Origin of the sequence: Falsirhodobacter algicola (assembly GCF_018279165.1) — a bacterium.
In the GTDB taxonomy this organism is placed as follows: Bacteria; Pseudomonadota; Alphaproteobacteria; order Rhodobacterales; family Rhodobacteraceae; genus Falsirhodobacter; species Falsirhodobacter algicola.
Window position 1 is genome coordinate 496508 of the sequence record NZ_CP047289.1, and the last position, 24229, is coordinate 520736.

The window sequence follows — 24229 nt, forward strand, 5'->3', positions numbered from 1 at the left end:
GGGCGTTTCGCCACTTATATGGGCATCGGCCATGAATTTGTGCGCCTTCAGCACCGGGACAAATTGTGCATCGATTCAACCGGGCGTAATTGAGGGCTGACGCTTAAGGAATAGGCAATTGACCCTTCACATCGCTTCCGTGGCCATCGATCCGCCGGTGCTTCTTGCGCCCCTCGCGGGGATCACGGATCTGCCGTTCCGCCAATTGGTCGCGGGTTTCGGCGCGGGCCTCGTGGTGTCCGAGATGGTGGCGAGCCAAGAGGTCGTGCAGGCCAAGCCCGCCGCCCGCGCCAAGGCGGAACTGGGATTCGGCGATCAGGCGACCTCGGTGCAGCTTGCGGGCCGCGATGCCTATTGGCTGGCAGAGGCCGCGCGATATGCCGAAGGGCAGGGCGCGCGCATCATCGACATCAACATGGGTTGCCCGGCCAAGCGCGTCACCTCGGCCAGCGGTACGGGCGCCTGCGGGTCGGCCCTGATGCGCGAGCCGGATCTGGCGCTGCGCCTGATCGAGGCGGTGGCGACGGCGGTGTCGGTGCCGGTCACGCTGAAGATGCGGCTCGGCTGGGATGCCGATTGCCTGAACGCGCCCGAGATCGCGCGGGCCGCCGAAGGGGCGGGCATCCGCATGGTCACGGTGCATGGGCGCACGCGGTGTCAGTTCTACAAGGGGCGGGCCGATTGGGCCGCGATCCGCCGCGTGAAGGAGGCCGTCGCGATTCCCGTCATCGCCAATGGCGACATCACCGATGTGGCGACGGCCGCCGAGGCGCGCCGCCAGTCGGGCGCGGATGGCGTGATGATCGGACGGGGCGCGCAAGGCCGCCCGTGGCTTCTGGCCGAAGTCGCCGCTGCCCTGCATGGCCGCCCGTCGCCCGCCGTTCCGACCGGCGCGGCGCTGGCCGATATGGTGATCGGCCATTATCGCGCCATGCTCTCGTTCTATGGCACGGCGCTTGGCGTGAAGGTCGCGCGCAAGCATCTGGGTTGGTATCTGGAGGCGGCGAACCTGCCCAAGGGGCCGGTCCTGACGCTGGACGATCCCGCGGCGGTGGAACGGGCACTTCACGACATCATGGTTCACGGGGATGAGCGAGCGGCATGACGCAGGTACCTTCCACGCCCGAGCAACTTCCCGGTGGCCTCATCTGGTCCAGCCTGCCGGTTCCGGCGGTGCTGCTGGATGCGCGCAACGCCATCACCGCTATAAACCCGGTCGCGGAAAGCTTCTTCAACGCCTCCGAGCGCAGCCTTCTGGGCCAGCCCGCCTTCGACCGCCTGCTGATCGACGCCCCGATGGAGGAGGCGCTTGGCCGCGTGCGGCGCAACCAGTCGGCGATGTTCATCAACGATGTGGATGTGACGACCGGGGAAAAGGCCCCGATCCAGTGCAACATCCAGATCGCGCCCTTGGGCGATATTCCCGATGTCGTCATGCTGCTGGTCTGGCCGCGCGAGATCGCGGACCGGCTGGGCAAGGTGGCGGCAGTCCGTTCGGCCGCACGCTCGGCGATCGGGATGGCCGAGATGCTGGCCCATGAGATCAAGAACCCGCTGGCGGGCATCGCCGGCGCGGCGCAGTTGATCGCCATGAACCTGTCGGCCGAGGATCGCGAGCTTGCCGATCTGATCGTCGAGGAGACGCGCCGCATCGTGAAGCTCTTGGAGCAGGTGGAGCAGTTCGGCAATGTCCGCCCGCCCGCCTGCCGCGCGGTGAACATCCACGACGCGCTGGACCGTGCGCGGCGTTCGGCGATGGTGGGCTTTGCCGCCAAGATGACGATCGTGGAGGATTACGATCCGTCGCTTCCCGCGACCTATGCCGACCCCGATCAGTTGATGCAGGTCTTCTTGAACCTGATCAAGAACGCGGCCGAGGCGGCGGGCGTGCGCGGCGGCACGATCCGGCTGCGCACCTTCTACGATCTGTCGCTGCGTCTGCGGCGGACGGACGGGGGCGGCACCGTGCCCCTGCAGGTGGAGATCGTGGATGACGGCCCCGGCATCGCGCCGGAGATCGCCGCCTCCATCTTCGATCCCTTCGTATCGGGGCGCGAGAACGGAACCGGCCTTGGGCTGGCACTGGTGTCGAAGATCATTTCCGACCATGGGGGAATCATCTCCGTGGATTCGGTACCGGGGCGGACGGTTTTCCGCGTGTCGCTTCCCGTGGCCCCTCATGGCGCGGCGCTGAACGAAATGGAGGTCTGATATGGACGGAACGATCCTTGTGGCGGACGATGACCGCACGATCCGCACGGTGCTGACGCAGGCGCTGACGCGGGCCGGCTGCAAGGTGCACGCCACCTCCTCGTTGATGACGCTGATGCGCTGGGTCGAAGAGGGGAAGGGCGATCTCGTCATCTCCGACGTGGTGATGCCGGACGGCAACGGGCTGGAGGCGCTGCCCAAGATCTCGCGGCTGCGGCCGGGCCTGCCGGTGATCGTCATCTCGGCGCAGAACACCATCATGACGGCGATTCAGGCCGCCGAGGCGGAGGCCTTCGACTATCTTCCCAAGCCCTTCGATCTGCCGGACCTGATGAAGCGGTCCGCCCGGGCGCTGGACACCAAGCGGCGGGCGCCGCCGCGGGCGGTTCAGCCGCACGAAGGCGGCGACGATCTGCCGCTGGTCGGGCGCACCCCGGCGATGCAGGCGCTGTACCGGCTGGTGGCGCGGGTGATGAACACCGATCTCGCGGTGCTGATCACGGGCGAATCCGGCACCGGGAAATCGCTGATCGCGCGGGCGATCCACGATTTCTCCGACCGGCGGACGCTGCCCTTCGTCGTGGCGCAGGCGGGCGATCTTCAGGGTGCGGACGGCCCCTCCACGCTGATGGCGCGGGCCAAGGGCGGAAGTCTCGTATTCGACGAGGTCGCCGATTACGACGAGGATACGCAGGCCCGCATCGTGCGCCTTCTGGATCAGCTGGGCGAACATGCCCCGCGCATCATGGCCACCTCCCAGTCCGACCTTCAGGCCCGGATGGAGCAGGGGGCCTTCCGGCAGGATCTGTTCTATCGCCTCGGCGGGGTGACGCTGCATGTGCCCGCATTGCGCGAGCGCGTGGACGACATCCCCCTTCTGGCCGAGCATTTCCTTGCCCGCGGGGAACGGGACATGGGCGTGACGCGCCGTCTGTCCGCCGAAGCGCGGGAACTGGTGCGCGCCTACAACTGGCCCGGCAACGTCCGCCAGTTGGAGAACACGCTGCGCCGCCTGATCGTCACCTCGGCCGAGGCGGAGATCACCAAGTCCGAAGTGGAGGCCGTTCTGGGCAATCAGCCCGCGATGGAGCCGCTGAAGGGCGGCGGCGAGGGCGAGCGTCTGTCGGCCTCGGTCGCGCGGCATCTGAAGCGGTATTTCGATCTGCATGGCGGCGCGCTGCCGCCGCCCGGCGTCTATCAGCGCATCCTGCGCGAGGTGGAAGGCCCGCTGATCGAGATCGCGCTGGATGCCACCGCCGGCAATCAGGCCAAATGCGCCGATCTGCTGGGGATCAACCGCAATACGCTGCGCAAGAAGATCACCGACCTCGATATCCGCGTGACACGTCGCCGCAAACTGATGTAAAAAGGCCACAGATAGCGGGTCCATCGCCCGTCGGAACAAACGAGGGCGACTGGTGCGATCTGCTGTCCGCAGCGACTTGTTCATGCGGCTGTCGCGGCTGCGGCGGCAGCGCCGCTTCCAAACGGCGGCGACCTTCGGGCTGGTCGGTCTCGGGCCGATCCTGACAGGGGCGACGCTGCTGTTCCTCGGTCCGGCGAATGGCGGATCGACGGGGCTGCGACTGATCCTGCTGGCGGACCTCATCTATGTCATGGTGGTGGCGACGCTGGTGCTGGCGCGGGTGTCGCAGCTGGTGGCGAACCGGCGCAGCCGCTCGGCCGGGTCGCGGCTGCATCTGCGGCTGTCGGGGGTGTTCGCGCTGGTGGCGCTGGTGCCGACGGTGCTGGTCGCCATCTTCGCCGCCGTCACGCTCAACATCGGGCTGGAGGGGTGGTTTTCGGAACGGGTGCAGCGGGTCGTGGGCAACTCGCTCGCCGCGGCGCAGGCCTACGAGGATGAACACCGGCAGGATCTGATCGCCGATGCGCAGGCGCTGGCGGGCTATATCAACACGGCCAAACGCTCCACCTTCTTCTTGCAGGACGATCAACTGCGCCCGATCCTGAGCCAAGGTCAGGAACTGGTGCAGCGCGGCCTGCGCGAGGCGTATCTGGTGGATGGCGGGGGCGAGTTGCGGACGCGGGGCGAGCGCAGCTACCTCTTCGATTTCGAAAAGCCGACCGCCGCCGAGATCGCCGAAGCCTCGCGCAATGGGGTCGCGGTCATACAGGATTGGACGAACAACGAGTTCCGCGCCCTCGTGCACCTCGATGCCTTCGTTGATCGCTATCTCTATGTCACGCGCGAGGTGGATGGTCAGATCCTGAGCCTTCTGGACGACACGCGCGAGACGGTCAGCCTCTATCATCAGCTGGAGGCGGATCGGGGGCGGATGCTCTTTGAATTCGCGCTTTTGTACTTGGGTTTCGCGCTGATCCTGATCCTTGCGGCGGTCTGGTTGGGCCTGTGGTTCGCCGAACGGCTGTCCCATCCCGTGGGGCGGCTTGCGGGGGCGGCGCAGCGGGTCGGGGCCGGCGATCTGGACGTGCAGATCGTGGAAGAGGAGGGCGACGACGAGATCGCGATGGTCGGCCGCCTCTTCAACCAGATGACGCGCCAGTTGAAGGGCCAGCGCGAGGCGCTGGAGCGCAGCCACGCGCAGGTGGAGCGTCGCCGCCGGCTGTTCGACAGCGTGCTCTATTCGGTGACGGCGGGGGTAATCGGGCTGGATGCGCGGGGCTGCGTCGATTTCATCAACCGGGCCGGATCGCGGATGCTGGATCTGGAGACGACGGATCTGCCGCTGGCGGCGGCCGTCCCGGAATTCGCGATGCTGTTCGACCGGCTGCGCCAGCGCGGCGGCTCGGTGCAGGAAGAGATCCGCCTGATGCGCAAGGGGCGGCAGGAGAACCTTCTGGTCCGCATGTCGGTCCGCGAAACGCCCGAGGGGCTGGAGGGCTATGTCATCGCCTTCGACGATGTGACCGAACTCGTCAGTGCGCAGCGCATGGCGGCATGGGGCGACGTGGCCCGCCGCATCGCCCATGAGATCAAGAACCCCCTGACACCGATCCAGCTTTCGGCCGAGCGCATCAAACGCAAGTTCCGCCCCCTCGCGGGCGATCTGGCGGGCGATCTGGAGCAATACACCGATGTCATCGTCCGGCAGACGAACGATCTGCGCCGCATCATCGACGAATTCTCGAAATTCGCCCGCATGCCGGAGCCGGAGCAGCGCGAGCATGACCTCGTCCGGCTGCTGCGCGACGCGGTGACGCTGCAGGCGGGCCTCGCGATCGAGGCGTCGCTGCCCGATCATCCGGTGCCGGTGGAGGTGGATGCGACCATGATCTCGCAGGCGCTGACGAACCTGATCAAGAACGCAGGCGAGGCCTTGGACGAGGCGCGCGCCGTCGATCCCGCGCTGGCGCCCCGCATCCGGCTGTCGCTGGAGGAGGAGGCCGATTGGGTGGTGATCCGCGTCGCCGATAACGGCTGCGGCCTTCCGGAGGATCGATCCCGCCTGTTCGAGCCCTATGTCACCCACCGGGACAAGGGAACGGGGCTCGGACTAGCCATCGTGAAGAAAATCGTGGAAGAACATGGCGGAACGCTGTCGCTGGATGACGCGCCGCCGTTCGAGGGACAGACCCGTGTCGGAGCGGAGGCGGTCATCCGGCTGCCCCGCGCGTCGCGCAAGCACAAGAAGACCGGAGAGGGCAGATGAGCAGCATCCTGATCGTCGATGACGAACGAGACATCCGCGAGCTGATCGGCGACATCCTGCGCGACGAAGGATATGACGTGCGGCTGGCGGGCAATTCCGACGATTGCATGGCCGCGATCGCCGAAGAGCCGCCGATGCTGATCATCCTCGATATCTGGCTGAAGGACAGCCGGATGGACGGGATCGACATCCTGAAGACGGTGAAACGGGACAATCCCGATGTGCCCGTGGTCATCATCTCGGGCCATGGCAATATCGAGATCGCGGTCGCCGCCATCAAGCAGGGCGCCTATGACTTCATCGAAAAGCCGTTCAATATCGACCAGTTGATGGTGGTGGTGGGGCGCGCGATGGAGGCCTCGCGGCTGCGGCGCGAGAATATGGAATTGCGGCGCAAGGATGTCACCTCGACCGAGATGCTGGGCGCATCGCCCGCCTTCAAGGCCCTGCGCGCGCAGCTCGATAAGGTGACGAAATCGAACGGGCGCGTGCTGCTGTCGGGCCCGGCGGGGTCGGGCAAGGAAACCGCCGCCCGCTACATCCATGCCCATTCGAGCCGCGCGAACGCGGCCTTCGTCACCGTCTCTTCGGCGGGGATCGAGCCCGAACGGATGGAGGAGGTGCTGTTCGGCCGGGAGACACCGGGCCGCGGCATCGAAAAGGGGCTGCTCGAGCAGGCCCATGGCGGCGTCGCCTATTTCGACGAGGTGGCGGATATGCCGCCCGGCACCCAGTCCAAGCTGCTGCGCGTTCTGGTCGAACAGCAGTTCACCCGCGTTGGGGGGGTGGACAAGGTCCGCATTGACATGCGGGTCATCTCCTCCACCTCGCGCGATCTACGGGCGGAGATCGCGGCGGGCCGCTTCCGGCAGGAGCTCTACGACCGGCTGAATGTCGTGCCGATCGCCGTGCCGGGGCTGGAGGATCGCCGCGACGACATCCCGCTTCTGGCCGCCCATTTCATCGAGCAGTTCCACCGCACGCAGGGCCTGCCGCATCGCCGCATCTCCCCCGATGCCGAAGCGATGCTTCAGACCAAGCACTGGCCCGGTAACGTGCGCCAGCTGCGCAACATCATCGAACGGATCCTGATCCTCGGCGAAGGGAGCGGCCCGATCGAGTTGTCCGACCTTCCGGGGCAGGAGGGCGGCACCCCGGACGGGCGGCTGGTGATCGGCGGCTCGGTCGCCGCGCTGGGCCTGCGCGAGGCGCGGGAACTGTTCGAACGGGAATATCTGCTGGCGCAGATCAACCGTTTCGGCGGCAATATCAGCCGCACCGCCAGCTTCGTCGGGATGGAGCGTTCGGCGCTGCACCGCAAACTGAAATCGCTGGGTGTGGTGAAAACCAACGGCAAGGAAACCGAGGACGAGGCATGAAGATCATCGTCTGTGGCGCAGGACAGGTCGGCTGGCAGATCGCCCGCCAGCTTTCGGGCGAGCGTAACGATGTCACCGTGGTGGACATCAACCCCGAACTGGTGCGCCGCGCGACCGAGACGCTGGACGTGCAGGGCGTCATCGGTTTTGCAAGCTATCCCGACGTTCTGAAGCGGGCCGGCGCGCGCGATGCCGACATGATCATCGCCGCGACCCATTCGGACGAAGTGAACATGGTGATCTGTCAGGTCGCCCATTCCATCTTCTCCATCACGCGCAAGGTGGCGCGCCTGCGGGCGCAGAGCTATCTCGATGCGATCTATGCCGATCTCTATCGTTCGGGTCATATGCCGATCGATGTCGTGATCTCTCCCGAGCGGGAGGTCGCGGAGGCGGCGCTGCAACGGCTTGCGGCGCCTTCGGCCTTCGACACCGAAAGCTTCATGGACGGCAAGGCGCAGCTCTTGGGCATCGCTCTGGAGGAGGACTGCCCCGTCCTCGACACGCCGCTGCGCCAATTGAACGAGCTGTTCTCCACGCTGCGGGCGATCGTGGTCGGCATCCGCCGGGGCGGCAAGCTGTTCGTCCCCGAGCCGGAGGCGCGGCTTCAGGCGGATGACAAGATCTATGTCTTCACCCATTCGGGCGATGTGGGCCGCGCGCTGGAGATCTTCGGCAAGCCCGTCCGCAAGCAGGAACGCGTGGTCATCATCGGCGGCGGCGCCGTGGGCCTTCAGGTGGCCGAGGCGCTGGAGCGTCAGCCCCACCGCGTCCGCGCCAAGATGATCGAGCGCAACCGCGCCCGCGCCGAATTCGCCGCCGACGCGTTGGAACGGACGGTCGTGCTGAACGGCGACGGCATGGACAGCGAGCTTTTGGAGGAAGCCGACATCGCGGGCGCCGATGCCGTGCTTGCGGTGACGGATGACGACAAGACCAACCTTCTGGCCGCCGTGCGCGCCAAGGAGGCGGGGTGCAGCCTTGCCATCGCGCTCGTCAACGATCCGACGCTGATCCCGCTGATGGGCCCGCTGAACATCGACGCGCATATCAACCCGCGGGCGACCACCGTCTCGTCGATCCTGCGCTATATCCGGCACGGGCGGGTGCGGCAGATCTATTCGATCGGCGACGCCGAGGCGGAGATGATCGAAGCGCAGGTGCTTTCCACCTCCTCGTTGGCGGGCAAGCGCATCCGCGACATCGATTTCCCGAACAACGTGCTGGTGGGCGGCGTGATGAAGGGGGACAAGGTCCTCAAACCTTCGGGCGATCTGCGCCTGCAGGAGGGGGACATCATCGTGATCTTCGTCATGGCCAAGCATGTGCCGGAGGTCGAACGCCTGCTTCAGGTTTCGATCGACTTCTTCTGATGCGGCGGCTGCTTCATCTCCCCTTTCTCGTGATGGTGATGGGCGTCGGGGCGGCGGCCATGCTGATCCCGGCCGCCCATGCGCTGGTGATGGGGGAACATGCCGTCTCGCGCGCGTTCTTCTATTCGGCGGTGCTGCTGCTGATCGTGGTGGGGATGCTGTCCATCGCGCTGGTGAACCACCGCCCGCGGGACATGGCGCGCAGCCAGTTGGCCGGGATCCTTGGCGCGTATCTTCTGATGCCGGTGCTCTTTGCGCTGCCCTTCCGCGTGGCGGTGCCGGATACGACATGGCTGAACGTCTGGTTCGAGATGCTGTCCTGCTTCACGACCACGGGGGCGACGGTCTACGACATGCCGGGCCGCCTGCTGCCCAGCCTGCATCTGTGGCGGGCCATGGTCGGCTGGATGGGCGGGTTCTTCGTGCTTCTGACCGCCGTCGCCATCATGGAGCCGCTGAACCTTGGCGGGATCGAAGTGATGACCGGCCGTCCGCCGGGCCGTCCCACCTTCAGCGCGTGGATCGAAACCGCCGAAACCTCCGAACGGATCGTGTTCCACGCCATGCGCCTCTTTCCGATCTATGGCGGGCTGACGGTGCTGCTTTGGGCGCTGCTGTTGATCGCGGGGCAGCCGGGGCTTTATGCGCTGTCCTATGCGATGGGGACGATCTCCACCTCGGGGATCGCGCCGGGTCCGGGGATGATGCACGCGCCGCGCCCCGATATCGCCGAAATCCTCGTATTCGCCTTCCTCGCCTTCGCCGTCACGCGGCGGTTCATGTTCGGCTCGGTCCCGTCCGACCGTTCGCGCCCGGTGCATGAGGATCCCGAGCTGCGCCTTGCCGGCTTGATCCTGCTGCTGGCGCCGACGCTCTTGATCCTGCGGCATTGGCTCGGCAACGTGGATTATGTGCAGGAGGGGCCGATGCAGTTCCTCTATGCGCTGTGGGGCAGCCTCTTCACCATGCTCAGCATGCTGACGACGACGGGCTATGTCTCGGCGGGGTGGGATGTGGCGCGGGGCTGGTCGGGGCTCGATTCCTCGGGGGTGATCCTGATGGGGCTGGCGGTGGTCGGCGGCGGGGTCGGCACGGCGGCGGGGGGCGTGACGCTGCTGCGCGTCCACGCCCTCATCAGCCATTCACGCCGAGAGATGGAGCGGATCATCCACCCCTCCTCGGTTGGGGGCGGCGGGCTGGTGGCGCGGCGCATCCGGGGCGACGGCGCCTATGTCGCGTGGATCTTCCTGATGCTGTTCCTCATCTCCATCTCGGTGGTGCTGCTGGCGCTGACGCTGGCAGGAGTGTCGTTCGAACGCGCGCTGATCCTCAGCGTCGCTTCGCTGACGACGACCGGGCCCTTGTCGGTCGTGGCAGGCGAGGTGCCGGTGGATTGGCGCAGCCTTGGCGCAGCGGCCAAAGTGGTCCTTGGCGTCGCGATGATCCTCGGCCGGATCGAGACGCTGGCGATCCTTGCACTCATCAGCCCCGCGACGTGGCGCAGATAGCTGATTTGGGCTGGAAACCCGCTTCTTGCACAGTCATAGTCGATTCCGACCGCTCGTGTTCGGGCGGGAAGGGGAAACAAGAATAATCAAGGCGCGCGAGAGAATGGCCGATCGACAAAACCTGCAAGATGCCTTCCTAAATCACGTTCGGAAGGCGAAGGTCCCGGTGACCATCTTTCTGATCAACGGCGTAAAGCTGCAGGGCGTGATCACCTGGTTCGACAATTTCTGCGTCCTTCTGCGGCGCGACGGGCAATCGCAGCTTGTCTACAAGCATGCGATTTCCACGATCATGCCGGGCGCACCGATCAACCTGTACGAAGGCGAAGACTGATTTCTGAACAGCCGCACGACCAAGAGGGGCGTCCCGCACGGAACGCACCGCATGAAACCGCCGCCAAGCGCACGCGGGCCTATGTGCTTCATCCCGACCTGAAGGCGCAGCCCTCGCGCCGCCTGCCCGAACATGGGCTGGCGGAGGCCGTGGCCCTTGCCGCCGCCTTGCCCGACCTTGATGTCGTGGGGCAGGATGTGGTGCGCGTGGCCAAGGCCGTTCCCGCCACGTTGTTCGGATCGGGCAAGGTGGAGGAACTGGCCGCCGCGCTCCGCGCCGCCGAGGTGGATCTCGTGCTGGTGGATGGGCCGGTGACGCCGGTGCAGCAGCGCAATCTGGAAAAGCAATGGGGCGTCAAGCTCCTCGACCGGACGGGGCTGATCCTCGAGATTTTCGCCGATCGTGCCCGCACCCGCGAAGGCGTGTTGCAGGTGGAACTGGCGGCTTTGTCCTATCAGCGCACGCGGCTCGTTCGCGCATGGACGCACCTTGAACGGCAGCGGGGCGGGCTTGGCTTCGTCGGCGGCCCCGGCGAGACGCAGATCGAAGCGGACCGCCGCGCCATCGACGAACAGGTGGTGCGCCTGCGCCGTCAACTCGACAAGGTCGTTCGCACGCGCGAATTGCACCGCTCGGCCCGCCGCAAGGTGCCGTTCCCGATCGTGGCCCTCGTCGGCTACACCAATGCCGGGAAATCGAGCCTGTTCAACCGCCTGACCGGGGCGGACGTCTTCGCCAAGGACATGCTGTTCGCCACGCTCGATCCGACGATGCGCGCGGTGGAGCTTCCGACCGGCTTCCGCGTGATCCTGTCGGACACGGTGGGTTTCATCTCCGAATTGCCGACGCAGCTTGTCGCCGCCTTCCGCGCCACGCTCGAAGAGGTGCTGGAGGCGGATCTGATCCTGCATGTCCGCGACATCGCCCATTCCGAAACGGCGGAGCAGGCGGCCGATGTCGACGACATCCTGACGCGCCTTGGCGTGGACAAATCCGTACCCATGCTGGAGGTCTGGAACAAGATCGACCTTTTGGACCCCGCTGCCCGCAAATCCGTGGAGGATCGGGGCGCGGCGTCGGAGGGGATCTTCCCGGTATCGGTCTGGAACGAGGATGGCCTGACCCCTCTGATCGAGGCGATCACCCGCCATCTGGACGAGGAACGCCAGCACGAGGATCTCGTCATTCCCTTCGCCGATGGCCGCGCCCGCGCATGGCTGCACGAAGAGGGCGTGGTGGAGCAGGAGCGCGTGGAAGAGGACGGCGTACACCTCGCCGTATCGTGGACCGCGCGCCAAAAGGGGCGCTTCGCCGATATCTAAGGCATGCCGTGGGGGCATGGCGGCCTTTCGGCTTCGGCGGTTGTGAAAACGCCCGCCGACCCGATATTAAACCTGTAAGTTAGCGCTATCAGCGCAGAGATATGCAGGAGAATATGCACATGGACGTCACCCGTAATACCGCCACCTTCCCGGTCGCCGATCTGTTCCGCCCGCTGCGCGACCTCGTCGCCGTGCTGCGCGACGCGAATGCCCGCCGCGCCGTCTACAACCGCACCGTGGCCGATCTGTCCGCGCTGTCCACGCGCGAGCTGCACGACATCGGTCTGACCCGTTCGGACATCCCGGCCTTCGCCCGCCGCGCCGCCGCGCAGAACTGATAATCAGCGCGCATCCCGTGCGCTGATCTCTTGGCGAAGCTGGCGCGCAAGCGCCCTGCGCCCGAACCAGTTGTCGATCTGTTCGGCCTTGATGGTGGTCGGACGCATCCTTGGCTGACGCTCGTCCTTTTCGCACAGCACGTAGCAGCGTTTGGCACCATGCAACGCAGCACGGCTGGCGGTGACGGCAACGACCGTCAATTCCAGACATGTGAATTTCGTATTCGGGTCCAGCTCCGGATACTCGTCACAGGCCCGCGACACGAGCGTGGAGAACCGGCCGAGCTGCTTGGCCTCGCCGCTGCCCAAGGGGCCGAGATTGGTGATGAGCCGCGGATCGGCGCTGTCGTCCAACGCCTCCTTCAGCTTCTCGTTGCGTTCGGGGATCACGGCGCGGGTGGTGTTTCCATCCTCGTCCGTCAGATCGAGGATCAGATCCAAGAGATAGATCGGCTCCAGCCCCAGATTGGTGACGAAGCAATGGGCGTCCATCCCGCGCCCCGCGCCGGATGTAATCAGGATCGAGGGGCGGGATTGCCGATGATAGCTCGATAGGAACGCGTTCAGATACACGACCCAGATCAGCGCCGTGACGCCGCCGAGGGCCGCGCTGAGCAGCGGGGCGTAATGCAGCAGGGTTTCCAATCCTGATCAGTCCCATTCCTTGGTGCCGCGTCCCGGCTCGTTCAGCAGGGGGTCGATCTCCTGTTCGGCGATCGCGCGCTTTTCCTTTTCGGAGGTCGCGGCCTTGGCACGCTCGTCGCGCACCGTTTCGGCTTCCTTCTGGGGGTCGGGTGTCTTGGCCATGTCTGCCTCCGCCGGTTGCTAGAAAGGGGAACGATGCGGGGCACGTTCGGTTCCGGCGGAACCGGCCCCGGTTCCGCCGGGTTTCCCTGCGAAGGAGACTGGCATGACCGAGTTAGACTGCGATGTGGCCGTGATCGGCGCAGGAACCGCCGGACTGGCCGCCGAGCGCCATGCCCGGCAGGCGGGGGCGCGCACCGTCATCATCGATCCCGCATGGGCCGGTACGACCTGCGCGCTGGTGGGGTGCATGCCATCGAAGCTGCTGATCGCGGCGGGCGGGGCGGCGCATGCGGTATCCTCGGCGGCGCGTTTCGGGATCGAGGCGACGCCCATGATCCATGGGGAAGCCGTGATGCAGCGCGTGCAGCGTCTGCGCGACGATTTCGTCAATTCCACCCGCAAATCCTTCGACGACATCCCCGAAAGCGCCCGGATCGCCGCGACGGCGCGTTTCACCGGGCCGAACACGCTGTCCCTGTCGGATGGTCGGCAGGTGCGGGCGAAGGCCATCGTCATCGCCACCGGTGCCAAGACGATCATCCCGAAGGGTTTCGACGGCCTCGGCGATCGGCTCCTGACGAATGAGACGGTGTTCGATCTGAAGGATCTGCCCGCATCGCTTGCCGTGATCGGGGCGGGGCCGCAGGGGATGGAACTGGCGCAGGCCTTCGCCCGCCTCGGCGTGCGCGTCGAGGTATTCGACAAGGGGGGCAGCGTCGCCGGTTTGCAAGGGGACGATGCCGACAGCTTCGTTGCGATGCTGGAGCCGTCGATCCCCGTGCATTTGAATGTCGATGTCTCGGCCGAGGCAGGGGATGAGGTGACGATCCGCGCCGGCGATCACGAGGCGCGGTTCTCGCATGTGCTCGTCTCGGCCGGACGGGCCCCGGCGCTCGGGGGGCTGGATCTGACGGCTGCGGGGCTGGAGGTGGATGATCACGGCACGCCGCTCTTCGATAAGCAGACGATGCAATGCGGTAGGGCCCCGATCTTCATCGCGGGGGATGCGAACCACGACCGCGCCGTCCTGCACGAGGCGACGTCCGAAGGCTCGGTCGCGGGGGCCAATGCGGCGGCCTTCCCCGATGTCCGCCGTTCGCGCCGCAAGGTGCCGCTGGCGATCGCCTTCACGCATCCGCAGGTGGCCCAGATCGGCACCCCGCCCGAAGGCGACGACAGCCGCGTGGCCGAGGCCAGCTGGTCCGATCAGGGCCGCGCCCGTGTGGACGGCCATGCCCACGGCTTTGCGCGCCTCCATTCGGACGGCGAGGGGCGTATCTGCGCTGCGACGCTCTGCATGCCGGATGCCGAACATCTGGCGCATTATTTCGCGCTGGCGATCACGGCCGGGATGACGGCGGGCGATCTGCTGGATCAGCCCATCTATCATCCGACCCTCGAAGAGGGCGTTAAGAAGGCGCTTCAGGGCATCTGTGCGGCCTGCGCGCTGAAGGTGCCGTGGGATCGGGGAACGGGTTTCCAGCCCGGCGACTGATTTTTCACAAGTTCCGGCGGAACCGCACACGTTCGCGTGATGTTGGCCCTTCACGACATGTGAAAGGGCGGCATGGCAATCACGAACTTTCCGCTAAGGGCGTCGCTTCCGGCTTTCGCAGTCCTCTCTGGCTGCGCGGGCCGGCAGTCGGCCTTGTCGCCGGGCGGGCAGGACGCGGCACAGATTGTGACGCTGTTTTCCGTGATGCTCGGCGGGGCCGTCCTGCTGTGGTGCGCGGTGAACTTCCTCTTCTTCTTCGTGACGCGGATGCGGGCGGGCAAGATGCCGCTGCGCTATGCCAACCGGCTGATCGTGTTCGGCGGTATCCTCGTGCCGACGCTGCTGATCGGGGCATTGCTGTCATGGGGGCTGTCGATCATGCCGGACCAGCGCAGCGCCGGGGACGGGCTGACCCTGCGCGTCCGGGCCGAGGAATGGTGGTGGCGCGTCGAATACTGGCCCGAGGGCGCCGAGGCGCCCATCATCGCCGCCAACGAGATCCGCTTCCCCGCAGGGGAACGGACGGCGCTGCGGCTCGATGCCAACCGCTACATCCATTCCTTCTGGATCCCCTCGCTCGGTGGAAAGATGGACATGTTTCCGGGGCGGGAGACGTTCCTGTCGCTCGCCCCCGATCTGCCCGGCACCTATCGCGGCCAATGCGCCGAATTCTGCGGCCCCTCGCACGCGTTGATGGCGTTCGAGGCGGTGGTGATGCCGCCGGAGGAGTTCGACGCTTGGCTCGCCGCCGCGGCGCAGGACGCCATGCCCCCCGCCACCCCTGCGGCGCAGCGCGGAAAGGGGCTGTTCCTGTCCGAAGGTTGCGGGGCCTGCCATGCCATTCGCGGAACCGAGGCCACGGGCGATGTCGGCCCGGACCTGACGCATCTGGGCTCCCGCCACTCGCTCGCCGCGGGGATCATGGAGGTGTCGCAGCCCGATCTGCGCGACTGGATCGCCCATACGCGCGACATCAAGCCCGAGGTGGCGATGCCCGCCTATGACTGGCTGGACGATGATGCCCTGTCCGACCTTGCCGCCTATCTGGAGGGCCTGAAATGACCCGGATCGACCGCCGCCCCCAAGGCGTATATCCCCCGACCGAGGCCATGCTCGCCGAGCCCGTCGATCCCGCCATCGCCCGTGCGCAAGAAGAACGCCTGACCGAGGTGTGGAAGACCAAGACCGGCCTGCGTTATCTGATGTCGGTCAACAATACCGAGATCGGCAAGTGGTACACGCTGACCGCGCTGGCCTTCATGCTCGGGGCTGGCGTGCTGGCGCTGCTGATGCGGGTGCAGCTTGCGTTTCCGGGGATGCGCTTCCTCGATGCGGAGACGTTCAACCAGTTCTTCACGATGCACGGCTCGGCGATGATGTTCCTCTTTGCCGTGCCGCTGTTCGAGGCGATGGCGATCCTTCTTCTGCCGGCATTCCTCGGGGCGCGGGATATGCCGTTTCCCCGGCTTTCGGCCTATGGCTATTGGTCCTTCCTGATCGGGGGGACGTTCGTTCTTGGTTCGGTCCTGTTCGGGGCAGCGCCGAGTTCGGGCTGGTTCATGTATCCCCCCCTTGCGACCGAGGATCCGGGCATCGGTTCGGACATCTGGCTGCTGGGCCTCTCCTTCATCGAGATCGCCTCCATCGCGGCGGCGGTGGAGCTGATCGTCGGCGTGCTGAAATGCCGCCCGCCGGGGATGCGCGTGAACATGATGCCGCTCTATGCGTGGTATGTTCTGGTGGTGGGGGGGATGATCCTCTTCGCCTTTCCGCCGCTGATCGCGGGGGATCTGCTGTTCGAACTGGAACGCGCGCTCGACTGGCCGTTCTTCGATCCCACGCGGGGGGGCGATCCCCTGTTCTGGCAGCACCTCTTCTGGATCTTCGGACACCCGGAGGTGTATATCGTCTTCCTTCCCTCCATCGCCATCGCGGCCATGATCGTGCCCACCGTCGCCCAGCGTCCCATCGTCGGGTACAGCTGGATCGTGCTGTCGGCCGTGGGGACGGGGTTCCTGTCCTTTGGGCTGTGGGTTCACCATATGTTCACGACGGGACTGCCGAACATCTCGCTCGCCTTCTTCTCGGCCGCGAGCGAGGCGGTGGTGATCCCCACGGGCATCCAGCTTTTCGTCTTCGTGGCCACGCTGATGGTGGGGCGGGTGAAGATCAACCTGCCGATGCTGTGGATCGCGGGGGCGCTCGCGATCTTCACCGCCGGGGGGCTGACGGGGGTGATGGTCGCCATCGCGCCCTTCGACTGGCAGGTGCACGATACCTATTTCGTCGTGGCGCATCTGCATTACACGCTGTTCGGGGGAACGGTGCTGCCGGTGATGGCCGGGGTCTATTACTTCTATCCGTTCTTCACCAAGCGTCTTCTGTCGGTGCGGCTGGGGCGCTGGGCGTTCTGGCTGATCTTCGGGGGGTTCAACCTGTGCTTCCTGCCGATGCACCTGACGGGGCTGCGGGGGATGCCGCGGCGGGTCTTCACCTATCCGGGGGATCTGGGGTGGAACCTGCTGAACCTCATCTCCACGGTCGGCTCGTTCATCATCGCGGCGGGGTTCGTCATCTTCGTCTATGACCTGCTGCGCCCCGGCAAGCCGCGCCTGACGGTGCGCAATCCGTGGAAGGCCGGAACGTTGGAATGGACCGACACCGTCAAGGGCGAGGATTGGGGCGTGCGCTCCATCCCCTACATCACCTCGCGCTATCCCCTCTGGGATCAGGAGAAGCTGGTGGAGCGGATGGATGCCGGGCGCTTCTATCTGCCCGATACCGAAGAGGGGCATCGCGAGACGCTGATCACCTCGGTCATCGATGCGCGGCCCGTGATGGTGCAGCGGGTGACGGGGGATGCGTGGATCACCATCTGGGCCGCGATCTTCACGGGTGGGGCCTTCATCCTGCCGACCTTTCACATGTACCGCCCGGCGATCGTCTGCGGGGCCTTCGCCATCGTCTGCGTGCTCTACTGGCTCTGGACCTCGACCGCCTGCGTGCCCAAGCGGCAGATGGTGGATGCGGGGCTGGGGCTGAAGCTGCCGGTCTATGCCTCGGGGCCGGAGGCGGTGGGCTGGTGGGCGATGTGGATCACCATGCTGGGGGATGCGACGGCCTTCGCCAGCATCGTGTTCGGCTTCTTCTTCTACTGGACGGCGCGGGCGGATTTCCTGCCGCCCGATGCGCTTCATGCCGATCCGGTTCTGGTGGCGGCGATGCTGGTCTGCCTCGGCACCTCATGGGCGCTGACGCTGGGGGCGCGGCGTCTGAACCGGGCCGAGCATGTGGGGGCGGCCCGCGCGGCGCTGGCGGCGGCGCTGATGCTTGCGATCGGTGGGGGGGCGGCGCTGGGCCTGTCGGTGCTGGACCTGACACCGACCGTCAGCACCTATCACGCCATCATCTGCGCCATCGCGATCTGGACGGGGGCGCATGTCGCGCTGGGCGTTCTGATGCAGGCCTATGCGCTGGCCGGAAGCCTGTTCGGCAAGGTGGACCCGAACCACGATGCCATCCTGTGGAACATCACGCTCTACTGGCATTTCCATGCGCTGACGGTTCTGGTGACGGCCGCCATGTTCGGCCTTGCGCCGCGTCTGCTGTAAGGGGGGGACGGGATGGCCAACAACCGCAAGGACCGGAACGAATTCGCCGAAGAGCGGGCGAGCCTGATGCGCATCACCTTTGCGCCGACGGTCTGGGCGATCCACTTCCTGCTCTGTTATGCCGGGGCGGCGGTGTGGTGCGCCAAGTTCGGGCATACGCTGGGCGTGACCTTCCTGCGCATGTCGATCGCCGCGCTGACCATCGCCGCGCTGGGGGCGATCGGGGCGCTGGCGCTGCGGTCGTGGCGGCAGTGGCAACCCCGCGACACCTCGGCCGAGGCGCTGTCCAAACCGGAATCGCGCCACCACTTCCTCGGCCATGCGGCGTTCCTGCTCTCGATCATCTCGGCCATCGGGGTGATCTATGTCGCGCTGCCGGCGCTGTTCATACAGGATTGCCGCTGATGCCGCGGGCGATGCTGGCCATGGCGGGATGCCTCATCCTCGCGGTGATCTGGCTGCTGCCGCTGGAGGCGTGGCTGGGGCGGTTCCCGCTGCATATGGTGCGGCACATGATGCTGGTGGCGGTGGTGCCGCCGCTCCTGATCCTTGGCTGGCCGCGTCTGGGGCAGATCTGCGCCGTGCCGGTGCTGCTGGCGGCGGGGGCGGAGTTTCTGCTCGTCTGGGCGTGGCATCTGCCCAGCTTTCACGGTGCCGCCGCGACCGGCCCGGCCGCCTTCGCGGTGGAGCAAGCGAGCTTTCTGGCCGTCGGCCTTCTGGCATGGGCGGGCTTTCTTGGGGCGGCGAACCCACTGGCGGGGGCGGCGGGGCTGCTGCTGACCTTCATGCATATGACACTTCTAGGCGCGATCCTCGTCCTTGCGCCGCGCGATGTCTATGCCGCCGCCTGCGGCACCGATCCCGACCTTGCGGCCCAGCAGATCGGCGGGATGATCATGCTGGGCCTTGGCACACCGATCTACCTCGTGGCGGGGCTGACGCTGGTCGCCCGCGCCCTGAACCTGCGGGAGGCTGGAACATGACACGCTGGCGCACGGTCCTTGCCACCATCGCCGTCCTTGCCAGCCTCGGGGCGCTGGGCGGTTTCGCGGTGGTCCTTTTCGGGCTCTATGACACCTCGGCGCAGAAGGGGCATTGGAAGGTCACCGACTGGGTGCTGCACACCACCTTCCGCAATTCGGTCGATCTGCGGGCCGCGGACGATCCGCCGCCCGTCGATCTGGACGATCCGGGGCTGATCCTGCTGGGCGCGCGGCATTACGACAGCGCCTGCCGCATGTGCCACGCCGCCCCCGGAGAGATGGCGAGCGCGACCATCGACGCCATGGTGCCCCGCCCGCCGCAGATCGAACGTGCCGTCGGCACATGGGTCCCGCAGGAACTCCACTGGATCGTGCACGAGGGGGTGAAGATGTCCGGCATGCCCGCATGGCCCGCAGAGGGGCGCGGCGACGAGGTCTGGGCCGTCGTCGCCTTTCTGCGTGCGGTGCAGGGCGGAATGGACGGCGCACGCTACCAAGGCCTGACCGGGGGGGAGCGGTACTGCTCGGGCTGTCATGCCAGCGGCTCGGATCACATCCCGAAGCTGGAGGGGCTGAGCGCGGAGTATCTGGCGGCCTCGCTCCGGGCGTATCGCAGCGGGGCGCGGCCCAGCGGGATCATGGCGCAGGCGGCCTCGGGGCTGGAGGATGGGCGGATCGACGGGATGGCGCAGCGCATGGGCGGGCAGGACCGCCCCGCCGATCCGGCGGCCGAGGCACTGCCGGGGGCCATGCTGGCGCGCCGGGGGCAGGGCGAGGTTCCGGGATGCCTCGCCTGTCATGGGGCGGGGAACGACAATCCGATGATCCCCAAACTCGACGGTCAGCCTGCGCCGTATCTGGCAACGCAGCTGCGTCTGTGGCGGGCCGGAGAGAGGGGCGGAACGGACCGCGCGCCGCTGATGGAACAGGCGGCGCGCGGGTTGACGGATCGGGAGATCGAGGATCTGGCCGCTTATTTCGCGGCGCGGTAGGCGGCGGGGGCGGGCTCTTCCTCCACATGGCGGGCGAAGGCGTTGGCGATCAGCGCGCCCGAGATGTTGTGCCACACGCTGAAGATCGCGCTCGGCACGGCGGCGAGGGGGCTGAAATGCGCCGTCGCAAGGGCCGCCCCGAGGCCGGAGTTCTGCATTCCCGTTTCGATCGCGATGGCCTTGCGCTTGGCAAGGCTGAGGCCGCAGGCGCGGGCGGCAAGGAAGCCGATCGCATAGCCGAGGGCGTTGTGCAGCACCACCACGGCAAAGATCAGGGCGCCCGTTTCGGCGATCCGCGCCTGCGATGCGCCGACCACCGCCGCCACGATCAGCACGATGCCCGTCACGCTGACCAGCGGCAGGGCCGGCACGGCCCGCGTCACGAGGCCCGGCACCAGCTTTTGCGCGGCAAAGCCGAGCGCGAGCGGCAGCAGCACCATCTTCACGATCGACAGCAGCATCGCCGCCGCATCCACCGGCAGGTATTGCTGGGCGAACATCAGCACGAGGAAGGGCGTCACCACCGGCGCCAGCAGCGTCGTCACGCTGGTGCAGGCGACCGAGAGCGCGACATCCCCCTTGGAGAGATAGGTCATCACGTTGGACGATGTCCCACCTGGGCAGCAGCCGACGAGGATCACGCCCGCCGCCACTTCGGGCGGCATGGGGATGAGGCGCGTCAGCGCAACCGCCAGCAGCGGCATGACGACGAATTGCGACAGCACGCCAAGGCCCACATGCCACGGGCGGCGGGCCACTTCGCGGAAATCGGCGCCCGAGATGGTCAGCCCCATGCCGAACATGATGATGCCCAGAAGCGGCACGATCCACGGCACCAATTGCCGGAACACCTCCGGCAGGAAGAACCCGAGGACGGCGAACAGCACCACCCAGATGGCGAAAGTCCGCCCCACGAAACGGGACAAGTGTTCGATCATTCTCATGCGGGCCATCCTCCATGGCAATATGTTGCAGACGTGACGTTCCGCACGCAATAAAGATGAAGTTCCGCCCCTGCAACGCCGAAGATGCGCCAACATGACGCGGCCCCCGCAATGGCGATGGACCCGGGGCCTCTCCCGTTTATAGTGTTCGCCAGCTTGGCGTGTGCTGCGTGCGCCTCGTGGTTCACCGGAACGGAGACTTTGCGAAACCCTTTCAGAAGGACGGAAGAATCGTGACCTCTTCGCGCCCCGGCCGGGGCAACCCCACTTTCCGCGAATTCATCAACAGCGAGGCATCGGGCGGTATCGTCCTGATGGCCGTTGCGGCCTTGGCGATCCTTGTGGCGAACTCGCCCATCGCGGAGGCGTATTTCCACGGGCTTCATGCCTATTTCGGGCCGCTCAGCATCCAGCACTGGATCAACGACGCGCTGATGGCCGTCTTCTTCCTGATGGTCGGGCTGGAGATCAAGCGCGAGATGACGGACGGCCAGCTGTCCACATGGCCGCGCCGCATCCTGCCGGGCGTGGCCGCGCTTGGCGGCATGGCCGCGCCGGCGCTGATCTATGTGTGGTTCAACCTTGGCAACCCGGCGGCGCTGCGCGGCTGGGCGATCCCGTCGGCGACCGACATCGCCTTTGCGCTTGGTGTGCTGTCGCTGCTGGGGCCGCGGGTTCCGGCCTCGCTCAAGGTGTTCCTTGCGGCGCTGGCGATCATCGACGATCTGGGCGCGGTGCTGGTCATCGCCATCTTCTACACGGCCGATCTGTCGCTGCCCGATCTGATCGCCGCCGTCGTCGTGACGGTGATCCTGCTGGCGATGAACCGCAAGGTCCGTGTCCTGTGGCCCTATCTGGTGCTGGGCGTGGTGCTGTGGATCTTCGTCTACCGCTCGGGCGTGCATGCCACGCTGGCGGGGGTCGTGCTGGCGCTGACGATCCCGATCACGCGCACCCCGGGCAAACCCGAGGCGAAGGGCGATGTCTCGCTCTTGCACCGGCTGGAACATGCGCTGCAAAAGCCGGTCGCCTTCGTGGTCGTGCCGATCTTCGGCTTCGCCAATGCGGGCGTGTCCTTCGCGGGGGTCACGCTGGCGACGCTGGGCGCGCCCCTGACGATGGGCGTCGCGGCGGGTCTGTTCCTCGGCAAGCTGATCGGCGTGTTCGGCGCGGTGCTGCTGATGGTGCGGACGCGGATCGTCGATCTGCCGGCGCAGGCCAGCTGGATGCAGGTGCTGGGCGTCTCGCTCCTGTGCGGGATCGGCTTCACCATGAGCCTCTTCATCGGCCTTCTCGCCTTCGCCGATCCAGCGATGCAGGATCAGGTGAAGATCGGGATCATCATGGGCTCGCTCGTGTCCGGGGTGGCCGGTTTCGCCATCCTGCGCTTTGCCCGGCGCGAGGCGCCGTATCGCATCTGATCCCACTTTTCGGGATCCATGGGCGGCCCAATGGGCCGTCCGCCGTTGAAAGGTTGAGATTTCGGGGCACCTTCCTTATACGTGCCGCCGGCCCGCGACACGCGGGCCATTCCTTTCGGTCCACGTGTCCCCGCGTGAGACCGCGTCACGACGACCCAACGTCGCTGCATCGCAACATATAACGAGGACAGCCTTTGACAGACACTCCCCAGGTCCCCATCGACGGCACCGACGAGGCCGTACCCGCCCCCGAAGGGGCGACACAGATCATCGAGACCGATTACGAGATCGGTCAAGACAACCTCAACTATCGCCGCCGGTTCGTGTTCGAGCTGGACATCCACAACGTCGTCTTCAGTGTATCGGCGCTTGGGATCGTCGCTTTCACCATCCTGACGCTCGCGTTCCAGAACGTGCTCGGCCCGGCTTTCGCGGGATTGCGCGATTTCCTCACCTCGAACCTTGCATGGTTCTTCATTCTGGCGGGCAACGTCTTCGTCGTCATTTGCGTCGGCCTGATCTTCACGCCGCTTGGCCGGGTGCGCCTTGGCGGGCCGGATGCACGGCCCGACTATTCGTACATGTCGTGGTTCTCCATGCTGTTCGCGGCGGGGATGGGCATCGGCCTGATGTTCTATGGCGTGTCCGAACCGCTGGGCAATTTCACCGCCGCCCTGCAAGGCCCCGTGGTCGAGAATGGGGTGCGCACCGACTGGTCCCCCCTGAACGGCGTTGCCGGCGATGCCGAAGGCGCGCGCCGTCTGGCCATGGCCGCCACGATCTTCCACTGGGCGCTGCATCCGTGGGCGATCTATGCCGTGGTGGCGCTGTCGCTCGCGCTCTTTGCGTTCAACAAGGGCCTGCCGCTGACGCTGCGGTCGATCTTCTATCCGATCTTCGGCGAACGCGTCTGGGGCTGGCCGGGCCATGTGATCGACATCCTTGCGGTCTTTGCCACGCTGTTCGGCCTCTCCACCTCGCTCGGGGTCGGGGCGCAGCAGGCTTCGGCCGGTCTGAACTTCCTCTTCGGCTTCCCCGCCAGCACGGGCGGCATGGTGTTCCTCATCATCATCATCACCGGCATCGCCACGGCCTCGGTCGTCGCGGGCATGGACCGGGGCGTGAAGATCCTGTCCGAGGCGAACATGATCCTGGCCGTCGTGCTGCTTCTGTTCGTCATCCTCGTCGGGCCGACGATGCAGATCCTGCGCGGCTTCTTCCTGAACCTCGCGGCGTATGGGGAATATCTTCCGGCGCTGTCGAACCCGTTCGGGCGGACGGATGACAACTTCCGCCATGGCTGGACCGCGTTCTATTGGGCGTGGTGGATCAGCTGGTCGCCGTTCGTGGGCATGTTCATCGCCCGCGTCAGCCGCGGCCGCACGGTGCGGGAATTCCTGCTGGCGGTGCTGATCATTCCCTCGCTCGTGTCCACACTGTGGATGACGGCGCTTGGCGGTACGGCGATCAGCCAAGTCGTCGCCGACGGCATCACCACGGTGCAGAACGCCGAACTGCCGCTGCAGCTGTTCGAGATGCTGAACGTGCTGCCGCTCTCGGGTCTGACCTCGCTGGTCGGGATCGTGCTGGTGATCGTGTTCTTCGTCACCTCGTCGGATTCCGGCTCGCTCGTGATCGACACGATCGGGGCGGGGGGCAAGATCAACGCTCCGACGCCGCAGCGCGTATTCTGGGCCACGTTCGAGGGACTTCTGGCCATCGCCCTTCTGCTGGGCGGCGGGCTGGTCGCGCTTCAGGCGATGGCGGTGTCCACGGGCTTCCCCTTCGCGATCGTGCTGCTTCTGGCGTGTTACTCGCTCGTGAAGGGCCTTCTGGCCGAGCCGCGATAACGACGGGAAAGGCCGCGGGGGACCGCGGC

21 protein-coding genes are annotated in these 24229 nt (G+C 66.4%); 18 read left to right on the top strand and 3 right to left on the bottom strand.

Features of this window, described 5'->3' with window-relative positions; translation table 11 throughout:
• The first annotated feature begins 118 nt into the window (after positions 1 to 118).
• The 10 genes from dusB (at position 119) to GR316_RS02580 (ending at position 12097) form a co-directional block, all read left to right on the top strand.
• Entirely contained in the window at positions 119 to 1105 is a 987-nt protein-coding gene (gene dusB / locus GR316_RS02535; protein ID WP_211784494.1) for a tRNA dihydrouridine synthase DusB, read from the top strand.
• The gene (locus GR316_RS02540) at positions 1102 to 2211 is read left to right on the top strand and encodes a two-component system sensor histidine kinase NtrB (RefSeq protein WP_211784495.1); all 1110 of its coding nucleotides are present in this window, start codon (positions 1102 to 1104) and stop codon (positions 2209 to 2211) included. The genes dusB and GR316_RS02540 overlap by 4 nt, the downstream gene beginning before the upstream one ends.
• A gap of 1 nt (position 2212) precedes the next feature.
• Positions 2213 to 3577: a response regulator gene (locus GR316_RS02545; protein WP_211784496.1), complete on the top strand. Its 1365-nt coding sequence runs from the start codon at positions 2213 to 2215 to the stop codon at positions 3575 to 3577.
• Positions 3578 to 3629: 52 nt separating this feature from the next.
• Positions 3630 to 5843, top strand: coding sequence for a sensor histidine kinase NtrY-like (locus tag GR316_RS02550; RefSeq protein ID WP_249218799.1), 2214 nt, complete (start codon positions 3630 to 3632; stop codon positions 5841 to 5843).
• Positions 5840 to 7222, top strand: coding sequence for a nitrogen assimilation response regulator NtrX (gene ntrX / locus GR316_RS02555; protein WP_211784497.1), 1383 nt, complete (start codon positions 5840 to 5842; stop codon positions 7220 to 7222). Before GR316_RS02550 ends, ntrX begins: the two co-directional genes overlap by 4 nt.
• Positions 7219 to 8595, top strand: a complete 1377-nt coding sequence (gene trkA / locus GR316_RS02560; protein ID WP_211784498.1) for a Trk system potassium transporter TrkA — start codon at positions 7219 to 7221, stop codon at positions 8593 to 8595. Before ntrX ends, trkA begins: the two co-directional genes overlap by 4 nt.
• A complete protein-coding gene (locus tag GR316_RS02565) occupies positions 8595 to 10103 on the top strand; it encodes a TrkH family potassium uptake protein (protein ID WP_211784499.1) in 1509 nt (502 codons plus the stop codon). The genes trkA and GR316_RS02565 overlap by 1 nt, the downstream gene beginning before the upstream one ends.
• A 103-nt stretch (positions 10104 to 10206) precedes the next feature.
• Complete coding sequence (hfq, locus tag GR316_RS02570) at positions 10207 to 10437, top strand: RNA chaperone Hfq (RefSeq protein WP_211784500.1); 231 nt, start codon at positions 10207 to 10209, stop codon at positions 10435 to 10437.
• Complete coding sequence (gene hflX, locus GR316_RS02575; protein WP_249218826.1) at positions 10434 to 11759, top strand: GTPase HflX; 1326 nt, start codon at positions 10434 to 10436, stop codon at positions 11757 to 11759. The genes hfq and hflX overlap by 4 nt, the downstream gene beginning before the upstream one ends.
• Positions 11760 to 11878: 119 nt before the next feature.
• On the top strand, positions 11879 to 12097 hold the full coding sequence (locus tag GR316_RS02580) for a DUF1127 domain-containing protein (protein WP_211784502.1): 219 nt from the start codon (positions 11879 to 11881) through the stop codon (positions 12095 to 12097).
• A 3-nt stretch (positions 12098 to 12100) separates the two neighbouring features.
• Here the strand turns inward: GR316_RS02580 and GR316_RS02585 are convergent, their stop codons facing one another.
• Both GR316_RS02585 and GR316_RS02590 read right to left on the bottom strand, forming a co-directional pair.
• Complete coding sequence (locus GR316_RS02585) at positions 12101 to 12742, bottom strand: hypothetical protein (RefSeq protein ID WP_211784503.1); 642 nt, start codon at positions 12740 to 12742, stop codon at positions 12101 to 12103.
• Between the two features lie 6 nt (positions 12743 to 12748).
• The gene (locus GR316_RS02590) at positions 12749 to 12904 is read right to left on the bottom strand and encodes a hypothetical protein (protein WP_211784504.1); all 156 of its coding nucleotides are present in this window, start codon (positions 12902 to 12904) and stop codon (positions 12749 to 12751) included.
• A gap of 103 nt (positions 12905 to 13007) precedes the next feature.
• Between GR316_RS02590 and GR316_RS02595 the strand changes: the two genes are divergently transcribed.
• From GR316_RS02595 to GR316_RS02620, 6 genes are all read left to right on the top strand, one after another.
• The gene (locus tag GR316_RS02595; protein WP_211784505.1) at positions 13008 to 14399 is read left to right on the top strand and encodes a dihydrolipoyl dehydrogenase; all 1392 of its coding nucleotides are present in this window, start codon (positions 13008 to 13010) and stop codon (positions 14397 to 14399) included.
• Between the two features lie 72 nt (positions 14400 to 14471).
• Positions 14472 to 15461 (top strand): cytochrome c oxidase subunit II, encoded by a 990-nt coding sequence (locus tag GR316_RS02600; protein ID WP_211784506.1) that lies wholly within the window; start codon positions 14472 to 14474, stop codon positions 15459 to 15461.
• Positions 15458 to 18010: a cbb3-type cytochrome c oxidase subunit I gene (locus GR316_RS02605; RefSeq protein ID WP_211784507.1), complete on the top strand. Its 2553-nt coding sequence runs from the start codon at positions 15458 to 15460 to the stop codon at positions 18008 to 18010. Before GR316_RS02600 ends, GR316_RS02605 begins: the two co-directional genes overlap by 4 nt.
• Positions 18011 to 18022: 12 nt before the next feature.
• A complete protein-coding gene (locus tag GR316_RS02610; protein ID WP_211784508.1) occupies positions 18023 to 18415 on the top strand; it encodes a hypothetical protein in 393 nt (130 codons plus the stop codon).
• On the top strand, positions 18415 to 18993 hold the full coding sequence (locus tag GR316_RS02615) for a cytochrome c oxidase assembly protein (protein ID WP_211784509.1): 579 nt from the start codon (positions 18415 to 18417) through the stop codon (positions 18991 to 18993). Before GR316_RS02610 ends, GR316_RS02615 begins: the two co-directional genes overlap by 1 nt.
• Positions 18990 to 19985, top strand: a complete 996-nt coding sequence (locus GR316_RS02620; RefSeq protein ID WP_211784510.1) for a c-type cytochrome — start codon at positions 18990 to 18992, stop codon at positions 19983 to 19985. Before GR316_RS02615 ends, GR316_RS02620 begins: the two co-directional genes overlap by 4 nt.
• Here the strand turns inward: GR316_RS02620 and GR316_RS02625 are convergent.
• On the bottom strand, positions 19967 to 20929 hold the full coding sequence (locus GR316_RS02625) for a bile acid:sodium symporter family protein (RefSeq protein WP_211784511.1): 963 nt from the start codon (positions 20927 to 20929) through the stop codon (positions 19967 to 19969). The two genes, GR316_RS02620 and GR316_RS02625, sit on opposite strands and share 19 nt — an antisense overlap.
• Before the next feature lie 233 nt (positions 20930 to 21162).
• On the opposite strand from GR316_RS02625, the gene nhaA reads away from it, so the two are divergent.
• Both nhaA and GR316_RS02635 read left to right on the top strand, forming a co-directional pair.
• On the top strand, positions 21163 to 22350 hold the full coding sequence (gene nhaA / locus GR316_RS02630; protein ID WP_313796739.1) for a Na+/H+ antiporter NhaA: 1188 nt from the start codon (positions 21163 to 21165) through the stop codon (positions 22348 to 22350).
• 194 nt (positions 22351 to 22544) lie between these two features.
• On the top strand, positions 22545 to 24200 hold the full coding sequence (locus GR316_RS02635) for a BCCT family transporter (protein WP_211784512.1): 1656 nt from the start codon (positions 22545 to 22547) through the stop codon (positions 24198 to 24200).
• Positions 24201 to 24229: the final 29 nt, after the last annotated feature.